15 protein-coding genes and 1 tRNA gene are annotated in these 14,683 nt (G+C 71.5%); 10 read left to right on the forward strand and 6 right to left on the reverse strand.

The window, feature by feature from the left end:
* Positions 1–621, reverse strand: coding sequence for an SGNH/GDSL hydrolase family protein (locus tag B7K25_RS05690; protein WP_159450129.1), 621 nt, complete (start codon positions 619–621; stop codon positions 1–3).
* A gap of 162 nt (positions 622–783) precedes the next feature.
* On the opposite strand from B7K25_RS05690, the gene tmk reads away from it, so the two are divergent.
* The 4 genes from tmk (at position 784) to B7K25_RS05710 (ending at position 4,347) form a co-directional block, all read left to right on the forward strand.
* Positions 784–1,473 (forward strand): dTMP kinase, encoded by a 690-nt coding sequence (gene tmk, locus B7K25_RS05695; protein ID WP_084104746.1) that lies wholly within the window; start codon positions 784–786, stop codon positions 1,471–1,473.
* Positions 1,470–2,612 carry a DNA polymerase III subunit delta' gene (locus tag B7K25_RS05700; RefSeq protein WP_084104901.1) on the forward strand — a complete coding sequence of 381 codons (1,143 nt, stop codon included), beginning with the start codon at positions 1,470–1,472 and terminating at the stop codon, positions 2,610–2,612. The genes tmk and B7K25_RS05700 overlap by 4 nt, the downstream gene beginning before the upstream one ends.
* A gap of 50 nt (positions 2,613–2,662) precedes the next feature.
* Positions 2,663–4,228, forward strand: a complete 1,566-nt coding sequence (locus B7K25_RS05705; RefSeq protein ID WP_084104747.1) for an alpha/beta hydrolase — start codon at positions 2,663–2,665, stop codon at positions 4,226–4,228.
* A 43-nt stretch (positions 4,229–4,271) separates the two neighbouring features.
* A tRNA-Thr gene (locus B7K25_RS05710) sits at positions 4,272–4,347 on the forward strand.
* Between the two features lie 148 nt (positions 4,348–4,495).
* On the opposite strand, the gene B7K25_RS05715 is transcribed toward B7K25_RS05710, so the two are convergent.
* Together B7K25_RS05715 and B7K25_RS05720 are read right to left on the reverse strand one after the other, a co-directional pair.
* Complete coding sequence (locus B7K25_RS05715) at positions 4,496–4,702, reverse strand: toxin (RefSeq protein WP_234988089.1); 207 nt, start codon at positions 4,700–4,702, stop codon at positions 4,496–4,498.
* Between the two features lie 8 nt (positions 4,703–4,710).
* Positions 4,711–4,995 (reverse strand): ribbon-helix-helix protein, CopG family, encoded by a 285-nt coding sequence (locus B7K25_RS05720; protein ID WP_084104749.1) that lies wholly within the window; start codon positions 4,993–4,995, stop codon positions 4,711–4,713.
* Between the two features lie 265 nt (positions 4,996–5,260).
* On the opposite strand from B7K25_RS05720, the gene B7K25_RS05725 reads away from it, so the two are divergent.
* Both B7K25_RS05725 and B7K25_RS05730 read left to right on the forward strand, forming a co-directional pair.
* A complete protein-coding gene (locus B7K25_RS05725; RefSeq protein ID WP_084104750.1) occupies positions 5,261–6,256 on the forward strand; it encodes a phosphotransferase family protein in 996 nt (331 codons plus the stop codon).
* Between the two features lies 1 nt (position 6,257).
* Entirely contained in the window at positions 6,258–7,625 is a 1,368-nt protein-coding gene (locus tag B7K25_RS05730) for an MATE family efflux transporter (RefSeq protein ID WP_234988090.1), read from the forward strand.
* 139 nt (positions 7,626–7,764) lie between these two features.
* Here B7K25_RS05730 and B7K25_RS05735 read toward each other — a convergent pair whose 3' ends face one another.
* Positions 7,765–7,992, reverse strand: coding sequence for an RNA-binding S4 domain-containing protein (locus tag B7K25_RS05735; protein ID WP_084104751.1), 228 nt, complete (start codon positions 7,990–7,992; stop codon positions 7,765–7,767).
* A 100-nt stretch (positions 7,993–8,092) separates the two neighbouring features.
* On the opposite strand from B7K25_RS05735, the gene B7K25_RS05740 reads away from it, so the two are divergent.
* The 3 genes from B7K25_RS05740 (at position 8,093) to B7K25_RS05750 (ending at position 12,105) form a co-directional block, all read left to right on the forward strand.
* Entirely contained in the window at positions 8,093–9,154 is a 1,062-nt protein-coding gene (locus tag B7K25_RS05740) for a tocopherol cyclase family protein (protein WP_084104752.1), read from the forward strand.
* Between the two features lie 349 nt (positions 9,155–9,503).
* Positions 9,504–10,904 carry an oligosaccharide MFS transporter gene (locus B7K25_RS05745; protein ID WP_084104753.1) on the forward strand — a complete coding sequence of 467 codons (1,401 nt, stop codon included), beginning with the start codon at positions 9,504–9,506 and terminating at the stop codon, positions 10,902–10,904.
* Positions 10,905–11,073: 169 nt separating this feature from the next.
* Positions 11,074–12,105 carry a family 43 glycosylhydrolase gene (locus B7K25_RS05750; RefSeq protein WP_084104754.1) on the forward strand — a complete coding sequence of 344 codons (1,032 nt, stop codon included), beginning with the start codon at positions 11,074–11,076 and terminating at the stop codon, positions 12,103–12,105.
* A 138-nt stretch (positions 12,106–12,243) separates the two neighbouring features.
* Here the strand turns inward: B7K25_RS05750 and B7K25_RS05755 are convergent, their stop codons facing one another.
* Positions 12,244–12,834, reverse strand: coding sequence for a CueP family metal-binding protein (locus B7K25_RS05755; protein WP_084104755.1), 591 nt, complete (start codon positions 12,832–12,834; stop codon positions 12,244–12,246).
* Positions 12,835–12,977: 143 nt separating this feature from the next.
* Complete coding sequence (locus B7K25_RS05760) at positions 12,978–13,433, reverse strand: hypothetical protein (protein ID WP_084104756.1); 456 nt, start codon at positions 13,431–13,433, stop codon at positions 12,978–12,980.
* Between the two features lie 140 nt (positions 13,434–13,573).
* On the opposite strand from B7K25_RS05760, the gene B7K25_RS05765 reads away from it, so the two are divergent.
* Entirely contained in the window at positions 13,574–14,575 is a 1,002-nt protein-coding gene (locus B7K25_RS05765) for a LacI family DNA-binding transcriptional regulator (protein WP_084104757.1), read from the forward strand.
* Positions 14,576–14,683 lie beyond the last annotated feature (108 nt).

Genomic DNA, 14,683 nt, shown 5'->3' on the forward strand with positions numbered 1-14,683 from the left:
TCAGCTCCCGTCGATGACGTTCGAGGTGAGCTCGGCGATGACGGCGTGGCCCTCGGCGTTCGGGTGGCCGCCCGCCGACACCAGCTCGGGCCTGCCCTGAAGCGGGTCGCCGAGGTCCATGTACACGGCCCCGACCTTCTCGGCCTGCTCGCGCACGATGCGATTGAGGTCGGCCGCCGCGTGGTGGCCGCCGACGGACAGCGCGCCGGTCGCGTAGATCTTCGCGTCGGGGAAGGTCTGGTGGAGCGTGAGGAAGGTCGCGTGCACGGCCGCCTCGATCTCGCCGAGCGTCGCGCCCAGGTCCGCGATCCCGCCCGAGACGACGATGACGTCCGGGTCCTCCGACAGGACGCGGTCCACGCGCTGGCGGTAGGTGGTCCCGCAGCCCTCGCCGGTGCTGGTGTAGCCCGAGCCGTCGCAGCCGGCATTGACCTCGCGCCACCCGAAGTGCTGCGATACGAGCGTAGGCCAGCGGCTCGCCGCCTGATCGAGCGGCAGGGAAGCGCCCACGGTGTCCGCGTCGCCCAGGAAGATCGCGGTGGGAGGCTCGGGCTCCGGCGCGCACGCCACGAGCGGCGCGACCATCAAGGCCACCGCCGCCACACCCCAGCGAATCCCCATGTCTAGCTCCCTCATGGCCAGGTCTACTCCCGTGACCGCGCCGAATCCAGCCCCGTGTGGCGTGTTGCACTCGACTGTCCGGAAAGTCCCTCCCGTGCCCGCGCATCGGCGCTGTCCACACGGCCGCCACGCGGTGTCGGCGAGCGCCGGTAGGTTGGAGCCATGGCGGGATTCTTCGTGGTGTTCGAGGGCGGCGACGGCGTGGGCAAGACCACCCAGATCGACCGCCTCGCGGGGCTCCTGCGGGCGCCGGCGGGCGGCGGCTTCGAGGTCGTCACGACCCGCGAGCCGGGAGGCACGGAGCTCGGCCAGGAGCTGCGCCAGGCGATCATGCACGGCGGCCACGTCGCGCCCCGGGCGGAGGCGCTGCTGTACGCCGCCGACCGTGCCCACCACATCCACACCAAGGTCCGCCCGGCGCTCGAGCGCGGCGCCGTCGTGGTGCAGGACCGCTACGTCGACTCGTCGATCGTCTACCAGGGCGGCGCGCGCGGCCTCGGCGAGGAGGTCGAGCGCATCTCGCGGTGGGCCACCGAGGACCTGCTGCCGCACCTCACCGTCGTGCTCGACATGGAGCCTTCGCAGGGCCGCCTCGACCGCGAGCTCGACCGCGTCGAGCGCGAGACCGCGGAGTACGCCGCGCTGATCCGCCAGGCCTTCCTCGACCTCGCCGCGCGCGACCCCGAGCGCTACGCGGTCATCGACGCGGCGCGCAGCATCGAGGACGTCGAGACCGACGTCACGGCGGCGGTGCGCGCGGGCATGGCCCGCGCCGGCTTCGGCCCGGGGAGCGCCGATGCGCGCGCGGGGCTGGCAACGGACCCCGGGCTCGAGCCGTGGGGCACCCCGTGAGCGTCTGGGCCGAGGTGGTCGGTCAGGAGACCGCCATCGCGCCGCTCCAGGCGGCCGTCGCCAACGCCGCGGCGATGACCCACGCGTGGATCATCACGGGCCCTCCCGGATCCGGGCGCTCGCACGCGGCGCGCGCCTTCGCCGCGGCACTGCAGTGCCCCGACGGCGGCTGCGGAACGTGCCGGGCGTGCACCACGGCTCTGAGCGGCGCCCACGCGGACGTCACCGTGCTCGCCACGGAGAAGGTCACCATCTCCATCGACGAGGTGCGCGGCCTCATCGCGACCGCGCAGAGCTCGCCCAGCGAGGGGCGCTGGCGCGTCATCGTGATCGAGGACGCGGACCGCATGACCGAGCGCACCTCGAACGTGCTCCTGAAGTCCATCGAGGAGCCCCCGCCGCGCACCGTGTGGCTGCTGTGCGCGCCGTCGGGCGAGGACATCGCCGTCACCATCCGCTCGCGCTCGCGGCACGTGAGCCTGCGCGTGCCCGACCCCGAGGTGGTCGCGCAGCTGCTCGTCGAGCGTGACGGCGTCGAGCCCGAGCTCGCCCGCCAGTGCGCCTACGCGGCGCAGAGCCACATCGGCGTCGCTCGCCGGCTCGCGCGCGACCCCGACGCCCGCGCTCGTCGCGACCAGGTGCTCGCTCTCGCCACCGAGATCCGCGGGGTCGGCGACGCGGTGCTCGCCGCCGCCGACCTGGCCGCGGTCGCCGAGGAGGACGCGAAGGCCGCGACCGAGGAGCGCGACGTCGCCGAGCGCAACGAGCTGCTGCGCACCCTCGGTGCCGACGATGGCGGGCGCCTGCCTCCTGCCCTGCGCGCCCAGGTCAAGCAGCTCGAGGACGACCAGAAGCGGCGCGCGACCCGGCACAAGCGGGACGTCCTGGACCGCGCGATCCTCGACCTCCTGTCGCTCTACCGCGACGTCGCGGTGCTGCAGGTGGGCGCGCGCGAGCCGCTGGTCAACGAGTCGCACCGGGGCCACCTCGAGTCGCTCGCGGGACGCACCACGCTCGCGGACACCATGCGGTGCCTCGACGCGCTGGGCGTGACGCGCGAGCGCCTCGCGTCGAACGTCGCGCCGCTGCTCGCCCTCGAGGCGATGGCGCTCGCGCTGCGGCCGCGCGCCGCAGCGTAGAGGTCCGCGCTCGGGACCGGGCGGCTCGCCGTGCCGCATAGAGTGATCGCATGATCCGCCGTCGCCGCCCCGCCCGCACGACCGCGCTGCTCGCGGGAGCGACTGCGGCGCTCCTCGTCCTCGCGGGATGCACGCCCGACAAGACGCAGGTCTCGCCCGACGGGTCCGAGCTCACCGGGACCCCCGCTCCCGAGACGTCCGACGGGGGCTCGGCGAGCGCATCGGATGTCTACGAGCAGGAGGTCGACTGGAGCGGCTGCGGCGACCTCGAGTGCGCGACCATCCAGGTCCCCCTGGACTGGTCCGAGCCCGACGGTGCCACGATCGATCTCGAGATCAACCGGTCGCAGGCGCGCAACCCTGACGAGCGCATCGGCTCGCTGCTCATCAACCCCGGCGGGCCCGGAGGCTCGGGCCTCGACCTCACCGAGTCCCTGGTGGTGACCGCCGGCGACGACGTGCTCGACGCGTACGACATCGTGGGCTTCGACCCCCGAGGCGTGGGGGAGTCCACCCCGGTCGAGTGCGGCACCGACGCCCAGGTCGACGAGTACTACATCCCCGACCGCCTCATCGAGTCGCAGGCGGACGTCGACGAGTGGGCGCAGCTCAACGAGGGCTTCGCGGAGCTGTGCAGCGCGGGCTCGGGACGCGTGGTCGAGAACGTGGACACGGCGAGCGCCGCACGCGACATGGACGTTATTCGGGCCGTCCTGGGCGACGAGCAGCTGCACTACCTGGGGTTCTCGTACGGCACCCAGCTGGGCGCGACCTACGCCCAGCTGTACCCGGAGAACGTGGGGCGCCTGGTCCTGGACGGCGCGGTGGACTTCCTGCTGCCGAGCGAGGAGATCGGCATCGGCCAGGCGGAGGGCTTCGAGAACTCACTGACGAACTTCCTGCGCTGGTGCACCCAGCGCACCGACTGCGCGCTCGACGGCGACGTCGAGTCCGCCCGTTCACAGATCCAGGACCTGCTGTCGCAGTCTCTCGAGGAGCCGTTCTTCACCGGGGCCGACTGGGACCTCAACGGCAACCTCATGGTCTACGGCATCGTCGTCACCCTCTACGACGAGGCCTCGTGGCCGTACCTTGAGCTGGGCCTCAACGAGGTCATCCAGGAAGGCACGGGCTCGATCCTCTACCAGCTCGCGAACTTCTACCTCGATCGCGACGGCTCGACCGGCGAGTACCTGACCAACTCGACGTGGGTGTTCAGTACCATCAACTGCCTCGACGCGGAGCCCGACGGCCCGCTGACGTTCGACGAGGTGCTAGACCTGCGCGCGGAGCTCGAGGACGCCTCGCCCACGTTCGGCTGGTGGTTCTCGTCGACGACGGGCTGCGACAACTGGCCGTGGACCGCGGCCGAGCACATCACGACGCTCGACGACGCGGCCACCGCCGGGGACAACATCCTGGTCATCGGCACCACCAACGACCCGGCGACGCCGTTCGCGTGGGCGGAGTCGCTCGCCGAGCGCCTCGACGCGACGATGCTGAGCTACGACGGCGAGGGCCACACCGCCTACGGACGGTCCAACCAATGCATCGTCGACAACGTCGACGGCTTCCTCGTGGGAGGCCAGATGCCGGATTCGGGAACTGAGTGCTGACCCGCTAAGATGTCTACTCGCACCCTCGGCTGGCCGAGGGCGCGCCGCCTTAGCTCAGTCGGCAGAGCGATTCACTCGTAATGAATAGGTCAAGGGTTCGATTCCCTTAGGCGGCTCCACAGGCCCGGTCCCCGCAAGGGGCCCGGGCCTTCGCCGTCCCGAGCCGCGACGCGCCCACTTTGCCGCCTTAGCGTCCAGATGGTGGCTGCGTGTCGGTTCTCGGAGTCGCGTGTCTCCCGATGGTGCCAGGGCGTCGAATGGCTGCGGCTAAGGCAGCAGGTCGAGCATCTGCGGACGAGCCTTCATCGCGTGGATCACAAGCTCGTTGCCTGAGTCAAAGGTCAGCACGACCGTCTCGAGAAGGCGGCCCGCGGTGTCGAACCCGAGCCTCAACTGGCGAGCCGGTGACTCGTCGTCGAGGTCCTCGATCCACAGCGGGAGTGACGCTGCCCGCGCGGCGTCCTCTTCGTTCACCCCGTGCTTCAGCGCGGACGGGTGGACTCTCTCGCGGAGAGCTGCGAGAGCGCGTCCCGGATGAGCTGCGACCGCGTCTTGTGCTCACGGGCGGCCCGAGCGTCGAGGGCGGAGAGCTCTTCGGCGGTCAGCCTGAGTGCGATGACCTGAGATGGCTCGGCGCCACGACCGGGACGTCCGCGACCGCGACGCTTGGGTGCTTCGACGTCATATCCACGCTCGGCCTCGGCCGCCCATGCCTCGATCTGCGACTCCGTGATGGGGGCGCCATCGATCGTCTCGCGCTCATCCATGGCAATATCGTATGACGAAAATGTGACGTCCGCCAGGGCGGCCGAATTGCCCGGGCAGTCGTCGTGCCCCCGCCTCCACACGCACCCTTACCCACCCGGGCGCCCAGATGGTGACTGCGTGTCGGTTCTCGGAGTCGCGTGTCTCCAGATGGTGCCTGAGCGACTCCTGACCGATCGGTCAGTGACCGGTCCCAATCTCGGATAGGTTGCTCTTGCACCTCGCCGACGACGGCCGAGGCGTGACCGAGAGAAGGGGTAGGGCTCGATGGAGAGTCTCACCAAGAACCGCCAGTCCACCGAGGTCCTGCGCGCGCTCATCGAGCGCGCCTTCGGAGCCGACGAGGTGCCCGAGGGAGACTCCGAGGTCGGGCGCGAGCTCACCGAGGGCTGGTTCAACGTCGCCTACGTCATCGAGCTGCGCAGCGGCCGCAAGACGGTGCTCAAGATCGCGCCTCCCGCGGACGTCCCCGTGTGCACGCGGGAGATCGGCATGATGCGCAACGAGATCGAGGCGATGCGCCTGGTCGAGCGGATCCCCGGCGTCCCCGTGCCGCGCATCGAGCACGTCGACCTGTCCCACGAGATCGTCGACGCGGACCTGTTCTTCATGGAGTACATCGACGCGGACAACTTTGGCTTCGCGGCCGAGGACGGGCGCCTCTCGCCCGAGGTGATCGACGCCGGCAGCCGCGAGCTGGGCGCTCTCAACCGCGCCATCAACTCGGCGGTCGGCCCGCACTTCGGCCCCCTCCTGGGCCCGGCATACGACACCTGGCGTGAGGCGTTCCTCGCCATCATCGAGGAGACGCTGGGCGATGGGGAGGCCGTCGGCATCGACCTCGGCTGGGACCCCGACGTGGTCCGCTCCGTGGTCGCCCAGCACGCCTCCGCGCTGGACGAGGTCACCGAGCCCCGCCTCGTCGAGGTCGACCTCTGGGACAAGAACGCGATGATCCGCGACGGCCGCATCGTCGCGATCCTGGACCACGAGCGCGCCATCTACGGCGACCCACTCATGGAGGCAGGCTTCACCGGGATCGACCTCGCGACGTTCGGCGACCCGACGGCGTTCATGGAGGGCTACGGGATCACCGAGCTGACCCCGACCGAGCGCACCCGGCGCCGCCTGTACTCGCTGCAGCTCTCGCTCATCATGATCGTCGAGACCAAGTACCGCGGCCACACGGACACGGTCGTCTACGACTGGGCGCGCGGCGAGCTCGACGTGGTGATGGCCGCCCTGGGCGCCGAGCGACCCTGACGTGTCCGTTCGCGCCGAGGGCTCGAGCGCGGGCGGTCTCGCCACGCGGCCGCTCGGCCGCCTGTTGGTCTGGTCGTGGGCCCACACGACCATGTCGGTCGGCGTGTACGGCATCTACGCGCTCACCAACGCGTGGTTCGTCGCGCGCCTCGTGGGGGAGACCGCGCTCGCGGCCGTGACCCTCGCGACGCCTCTGCTGCTGGTCGTCGGAGCCGTCTCCACCACGGTCGGCGCGGGCGGCGCGTCCCTCGTGTCACGCGCTCTCGGAGCCGGACGCCCATACGAGGCTGCCCGGTCCGCCGGCAACGCGATGGTGCTGTTCTGGCTGGTCGCGGCGGGGACCACGATCGTGGGGCTTGCCCTGCTCGAGCCCCTCCTGCGCATGTTGGGCGCCACGGACGCGACGATGCCCTACGCGCGGCCCTACGCCGCGGTGATCCTGGCCGGTGCCGTCGTCGCGACGGGCTTCTCCGCGATCATCCGCGCCGAGGGTCGGCTGGGCTACTCCACGCTCGTGTGGGTCTCCGCGGTAGTGGTGCAGATCGCGCTCGACCCGCTGCTCATCATCGTCTTCGACATGGGCGTGACGGGCGCGGCGCTCGGCACGGTGGGCGGCCAGGCGGTGTCCGCCGCGCTCGCGGTCTGGTTTTTCTTCGGGCAGCGTCGCCGCCCGTACCGGATCACGCGCGCCGACCTCCGGCCACGGCTCAGCGTCCTGCGCGGCATCGTGACCATCGGCGCCCCGTCGTTCCTCGCGGCCATGGGCGCGACTCTCATCGTGGCCGTCGCGAACGTCTGGCTCGCGGTCGCGGGCCCCGCGGCCCTCGCGGCGTTCGCGATCTGCGCCCGCGTCCAGACCTTCGTGTCCATGCCCCAGCTCGGCATTGCCCAGGGCTCGCAGCCCGTCGTCAGCTACAACGCCGGGGCGGGGCTGTGGCAGCGCGTGCGCGGGGCGGCGCGACTGTCGCTGGGCGCAAGCCTCGCGATCGGCGCCGCGGCCACCGTCGTCGTGATCGCCGCCGCCGAGCCGCTCGCCGCCGTGTTCGTGGACCCGGGCACCACCCGGGACAACGCGGTGGTCGCGTTGCGCATCGTGGGCGCCGGCTTCATCTGGGCCGGCTTCGCGCCGCTCACGTCGTCGATCTTCCAGGCCGTCGGGCAGCCGGCGTGGTCCTACGTGATCTCCATCGGCACCCTCGTGGCGATCCGCCTGCCGCTAGTCGCGGGCCTCGGCACGCTCGGGCCGCACGGGGTGTGGATCGCGCTGCCGGTGGGCGAGCTGCTGTCCGCCCTCGTCGCGGCGTTCCTGCTGCGCCGGGCGAGCCGTCGCCTCCCCGCGGACGAAGGGCCGATGCGTTCGCCGGCCTAGCCGCCCACCTCACCGCGCCCTCGGCCACCGCACCCACTCTCACCTTGGCGCGGCAGTGGTGGCTGTGTGTCGATCTGTGCGGCCCCGTGTCACCCGATGGTGGATGGCTGTCGCTCGGCGCGGCGGGCGACCGAGAAGGTCAGTCGCTGACTCGAGCCCGGCGCCCCGCGAACTCGACCACGTCGCCGGCTCGCAGCTGGCGCCCCCGCCGCAGGTCCACCTCGCCGTTGACGACCACCTCGCCCTGGCGGATCGCCTCCTTGGCCTCGCCGCCCGAGTCCACGAGCCCCGCGACCTGGAGGAACTGGCCGAGGCGGATGACCTCGCCGTCGGCCGAGACGTCGTCGATGGGTGCAGAGTTCGCCATGCCCGCATGCTAACCGCCGCACGGCCACCGCGGCTGAGCGCGCCACCCGAGTGCCGCACCTCACCTCCCCGGCTCCACGCCGCAGGGCTACGCTGACCGCATGGGCCTGGGCGCAGCGCTGTCCACGGGCGCGCAGTCGCTGACGCGCGCCGCGCACACCCTTGCCGCGACGCGCCGCCCCGCCGGCTATCACGGCGACTACCAGGGAGATGCGGGGTTCTTCGAGGGCTGGTACGTCAAGCTCATCTCCGCCGATCGCAGTGCGCGCCTGGCGGTGATCCCGGGCATCTTCAAGGGCGGGCGCGGCGGCCACGACGAGGCCTTCGTCCAGATCCTCGACGGCGTCACGGGGGAGTCCTGGTACGAGACCTTCCCCGCAGGCGCCTTCCACGCCGATCGCCGCCGCTTCGACGTCACCGTGGGCCCCAACCGCTTCAGCGAGCGCGGGATCGAACTGAACCTGTCCGGCTCGGGGCTGCGCGGCGAGGTCCGCTTCACGACGCCGCTCGATCCGTGGCCGGTGACGCTCGCGTCGCCCGGCATCATGGGGCCGTTCGGCTGGGTGCCTGTGATGGAGTGCTACCACGGCCTCGTCTCCTTCGGCCATGGCCTCGAGGGGACCCTGCACAGGGCCGATGCGCCCCTCACCTTCGACGGTGGGCTCGGCTATCTCGAGAAGGACTGGGGTCGCGCCTTCCCGCAGGCGTACGTGTGGATGCAGACCAACCACTTCGAGACGCCCGGGATCAGCCTGTCCGCGTCCATCGCGACCATCCCGTGGGGTCGGTCGAGCTTCCGAGGCTTCATCGTCGGCGTGCGGCGGCCCCACCCCGATGGCACGCCGGTGCTGCACCGGTTCGCGACGTACACCGGCGCGAGGAGCGAGCGCCTGGAGATCGACGATGCGGAGGTGCGCTGGCACCTACGCTCGAAGGACGGCGCCCAGCTCCGGCTGACCGCCGAGCGACGGCGCGGTGGCCTCCTCCACGCGCCGATCCGCACCGAGATGCACCGCCGCGTGGAGGAGACGCTCGACGCCCGCGTCCACGTCGAGCTCATCGCGCCGGACGGGCGGGTGGTCGTCGACCAGACCGGCGAGGCCGCCGGGCTCGAGGTGCACGGCGAGCTGGACGAGCTGCTCGCGCTCGGCGAGCGCGCCTGAGGCGACGCGCCAGCGAGACCCGACGAGCGCATCGGCGCCCCGAACCCCGCGCGGCACGGGCGGACGCCACCAGCCCGGCCCTCCCGCCCGGGCGACGCCACAGCCGGTCCCAGCGAGCGCATCGGCCCTGCTCGAGAGGCCATCCCGGGCACGAGGCCACGGCGCCGCGAGGGGAGCGCGGGACTTCCGGCCCGCGACTGTGACCGGTCACGATGCGAGGCTGGATCCATCCCCGAGGCCCGCCGCAGAGCCTCTCACCAGGAGACGCCCCCGCCGCGCGCCGACCACGACCCGGTCGCCTCCTCACGCCCGCGCTCGCCGCGGCGGCGTGACGTCGAAAGGACCACCCATGAGCGCACCGGCACCCACCGCAGGCTCCGCCGAGGCCGCCGCCGAGTCGAGCCTGGCCGCCTCCCTCAAGCGCGGCGTCCTGTGGAACTACGGCGGCATCTACTTCTTCTACTTCGCCATCTGGCAGATCGCGTTCAGCTTCCTGGGCCTGTGGCTCGCGGACGGCGGCATGAAGCCGGCGAACATCGGCCTGGTCAACACGGTCATGGCGATCACGGCGCTGTGCCTGCAACCGCTGTACGGGTACCTGCAGGACCGCCTGGGGCTGCGCAAGCACCTGTTCGCGTTCGTGGTGCTGTGCGCGGCGATGGTGGGGCCATTCTTCTCGTTCGTCTTCGTGCCGCTGATGGGCGCCAACATGACCCTCGCCGCGGTGGTGGGCGGCATGTACCTCGCGCTCGTGCTGCTCGCTGGCGTGAGCGTCGTCGAGGCGTTCAACGAGCGGGCGTCGCGCGCCAACGGGTTCGAGTACGGCCACGCGCGGCTGTTCGGCTCGCTCGGCGGCGCGACCGCCACGTTCGTCGGTGGCGTGCTGTGGGCGTCCAACCCCGACAGCGTCTGGTGGGCCGCGTCGTTCGCCGCCCTCGTGCTGGGGGTGCTGCTGTTCGTGGCGCGCGTGCCGCAGGAGGCGGCGAGCGCGGGCGGCTCCGGCGACGCCGAGGCGACCGTGTCCAAGATCTCCATGGCCACCATCAAGCGCCTGCTGACGGACCGCAGCTTCGTCGGATTCGTGATCCTGATGTTCGGCACCGCGGCGCTGTACGACGTGTTCGACCAGCAGTTCTCGATCTACTTCGCGAGCTTCGTCGAGCACGGCAACCCCGAGCAGCTCTTCGCCAACGTCGTCACGGTGCAGATCTTCGCCGAGGCCGCGGTGATGCTCGTCGCGCCGTGGTTCGTGAACAAGGTGGGCGCCAAGCGCGGCCTGCAGCTGTTCGCGGCGATCCTGGTGGTGCGCGTGCTCGGCTCGGCGCTGTTCACCGGCACCGAGGCGCTCATCGCGTGGCGCCTGCTTGCGGCGATCGAGATGCCGCTCATGCTCGTGTCGGTGATGAAGTACATCACCCGGATGTTCGACGTGAAGATCTCCGCGACCGCCTACATGCTGGGCTTCGGCGTCGCGAAGTCCCTGGGTGTCGCGCTGTTCTCCACGACGTTCGGGCTGTCCTACGAGGCGATCGGGTACTCCACCAGCTACCTGGTCATGACGGGCGTGATCGTCGCGGTGACGGTGATCGCCAGCATCCTCATGAGGGACGACAAGCGACAGCTCGGCGCCGGGACCGGCGGTTCCGACGGCGTCGACAGCGCCGATGCGCTCGCCGGGCTCGAGGAGCCGGTCACCGTGGGCGCGGGGACCGAGGCGGCCGTGCCAGCGGTGCCGGCGTTGGCTCGCTGACGCGGCGTGGTGGCGGGTGCTGCGGTGGGCGCGGTGGCGCTCGTGACGGCGTTCGTGTCGGCGCTCGCCACGGCGCACGGCTTGACGCGGTCCGCGCCGGGTGGCGTACGATTTACAACGATGGAAATGGCGGAGGCGACGACGCCCCACCGACGAGACTGAGGCAGGCATGACGACCGAGACGAGCATCCCGAGCCCGATCGTGCTGCAGCGCGCGGACCCGTGCGTGCTGCGCCACGAGGGCCAGTACTACTTCACGGGATCGCACCCGCTGTACGACCGCATCGTCCTGCGCCGGGCCGAGCGTCTCGAGGACCTCCAGGCCGCGTCCGAGGTCACCATCTGGACCAAGCACGAGGACGGTCCGCAGTCGCACCTGATCTGGGCGCCCGAGATCCACCGCGTGAACGATGCCTGGTACATCTACTACGCGGCCGCTCCCGACGGCGCTCCGAGCGCGGACATCCCGGACGCCGCCGAGACCTTCAATCACCGCGTCTACGTCCTCGAGTGCACCGACGAGGACCCGCTGACCGGCACCTGGGTCGAGCGCGGCCAGGTCGACACCGGCTGGGAGTCCTTCGCTCTCGACGCCACGAGCTTCGTGCACGACGGCGCCCAGTACCTCGTCTGGGCGCAGCAGGACCACGCGATCGAGGGCAACTCGAACCTCTACATCGCGCGCATGGCGAACCCCTGGACGCTCGAGACGCCTGCCGTGCTGCTCACCCGCCCGGAGTTCGACTGGGAGTGCCGGGTGTTCTCGGTCAACGAGGGCGCCTCGGTGCTGATCCGCGACGGCCGCGTCTACCTGACGTACTCGGCCTCCGGGACCGGCATCGAGTACGCGATGGGGCTCCTCACCGCCTCCGTCGACGCGGACCTGCTCGACCCCGCGTCCTGGGTGAAGTCGCCCGAGCCGGTGTTCACCTCCGACCCCGCGGCCGGCATCTACGGCCCCGGCCACAACTCGTTCACGACGACGCCGGACGGCGAGACCGTGCTCGTGTTCCACGCCCGCACCTACACGACCATCGTGGGCGACCCGCTGTGGGAGCCCAACCGCCAGGCGTGCGCGCAGGTGCTGCCCTTCGTCGACGGCGCGCCCGTGTGGGGCACGCCGCTGCCGCTCACGCGGCCGGCGCCCACCTCGACCGAGGTGCTGCCGCCCGAGGGTCTGGTCGCGGTCGACGCTCCCTAGGCGACGCGCCTCTCCCGCCGCGCTTATTCGACCTTGGCGCGGCACTGGTGGCTGGTTGTCGATCTGCGCGCGCCCGCGTCACCCGATGGTGGATGGCTGTCGCCCGACCCCTCCGCGGGAGGGGCCGGGCGCTACGACTCAGGCCAGCTGCATCGTGGTCACGCAGGTCGCGTCGTCGGACTCGGAGGTCGACAGGGGACCGGTCGCGGTCAGCCCGTCGTAGCCGATGGTGATGGTCGCGTCGAGGTCGCGCGGCAGCCACAGCCCCACGAAGCCGTTGTCGAACGTCGTGCGCTGCTCGTCGAGCACCGTCTCGCCGGTCGCGTTGTCGACGACCGTGACGTCGATCGCCGCGTTCTGGAGCTCGCCGGTGCAGGTGGTGAGGCTGTGGAAGTAGCAGTCGTGGGTCTGCTCGACGTACGGGGCGAGCGAGACGTAGAACTCGTCGGCCGGCATCGGCACGCTGGCCTCGTCGCCCGCGGCATCCGTGACGAGCAGCTCGTCGGGACGGATCGACACGACGTAGTCGGTGGTGCGCTCGATGAGCGGCGTCGCATCGAGGGTGTCGACGATCTCGCGGGCGTCGAGCCCATCGAGGCCCACGGAGGTGAGCACGTCGGCGGTGTCGGGCGGTGCGGGCTGCTCGGCCGAGCAGGCGGCGAGGACGAGGGCGGCAGTCGCCGCGACGGCCGCGATCGATGCGCGGCGGGCGAGGGTGGAGATGGTCATGGGTGGTCCTTTCACGTGTGGAGTGGCCCGCTCGGGCGGGCGTGGAGGGGCCACGCGGCTCGGTGCCAGGTGGCGGCGAGGCCGGGCGCTCGGGTGCGGTCACGTCTGGTGCCGGAGGGCCGATGCGCGCACGGCTGGCCCTCCTACGTGCGGCTCACTCCGAGGGAGAGGAGGTCGGGTCGGTGGGGACGCGAGGCGACGGCGACCGGCGGCGGGATGGTGACCGGCGCATCGGCCGTCTGCCAGAGGTGACGGCGGGCGCGGCTCCCGAGCGCGAGCAGGACGGCGGCGACGAGGAGCGCGCACGCGACGGCGACGTCGTGAGGGGCGGAGAGGCAGCCCGCGCAGCCGTCCGATGCGTGTTCGGACGAGTGGGCGGCGAGGACAGGCGCGGCGCTCTGGTGGTGCGCGCTGTCGGCGGGCACGTCCTGCTGGGTCGCCGCGGCGACGACGGCGGGCCCGTGGTCGCCACCTGAGACGGCCGCCATGCCGTGGGTCACGGTCGCGAGGGCGACCCCGGCGATCACGAGCAGACCCGCGAGGATCGCCACGCGGGCGCGCGCGGACGGGGTGCGCCACGGTGCGGGCCTCCCGGTCATCGCGTCAGTGTAGGTCGCGCTCCCATCGTGTCGGGTGGTCCCAAGGTCCCGGGCCATGAGGGAGCGCTGCGAGCCGCGGGCTCTATCCTTGCAACACCTGTGCGCCTCGTTCGCGCACGACCGAGGGATGGGAGTGCCCCATGGCAGCGACGATGGCCGACGTGGCCCGCGTCGCGGGTGTGTCGAAGAAGACGGTCTCGAACTACTTCAACGGGTACCCGTACTTCAAGCCGGAGACCCGTGCGCGCATCGAGGCGGCGATCGACGAGCTCGGCTACCAGATGAACCGCGCCGCCCGGTCGCTCCGGTCGGGAAAGACGGGGCGCATCTGCCTGGCGCTGCCGGAGCTCGCGCAGCCATACTTCGCCCAGCTCGCCGAGGCCGTGGTCGCGACCGCTCAGCGCACGGGGTATGAGGTCATCGTCGAGGTGACGGGCGGCGATCGTGATCACGAGCTCGAGGTCCTCGGTGGCGCGCGCACCCTCGACGTCGACGGGATGATCTTCGGGTCGCTGTCGATGCGCCACGATGATGTCGATGCCGACGGCCTTCAGGTGCCGCTGGTCTTCGTGGGTGACCGCGGGGTGAGCGAGCGCTTCGACTTCGTCGCGGTCGACAGCGAGGAAGGCGTCCGGGAGGCGACGCGCTACTTGCTCGACCAAGGTCGCACGCGCGTGGTCGCTCTCGGGTGGGAAGACTCCGGGGACGCGACATCCGCAGCCGTCCGGACCCGCGGGTACATCCGGGCGCACGAGGAGAGTGGCGTCACGATCGACCCGGCGCTGTGCGTGGGCAGTCCCGACTGGGGGATGGCAGGGGGCGACCGGGCCCTCTCCGCGCTCCTCGAGACCGGCGCGACGTTCGACGCGGTGGCGGGCTTCAACGACGCGATGGCGCTTGGCGCGCTGACCGCGCTGCGTCGGGCCGGGCTCGCCGTTCCCGACGACGTGGCGGTCGTCGGGTTCGACAACATCCTCCAGGCCGAGTACTCGGCGCCGGCGCTCACCACCGTCGACGCTGGCCTGACGTGGGTGGCCGAGCGCGCGGTCGCGACGCTGCTCCAGAGGCTCGTGCCCGGCGACGGCAGCGAGACCGCGATCGAGGTGGCCCCGAGCCGCCTCGTGGTGCGCGAGTCGGCCTGAGCGGCCCCGCGATAACGATTCGATCACAGGGTTGACGTCCTGTCCGACACGTCGTAGTCTACCGATGTAGTACACCGATGTACTAAACGAGAGATCAGAGGTTCTTCA

It is taken from the genome of Demequina sp. NBRC 110056 (assembly GCF_002090155.1).
Taxonomy (GTDB): Bacteria; Actinomycetota; Actinomycetes; order Actinomycetales; family Demequinaceae; genus Demequina.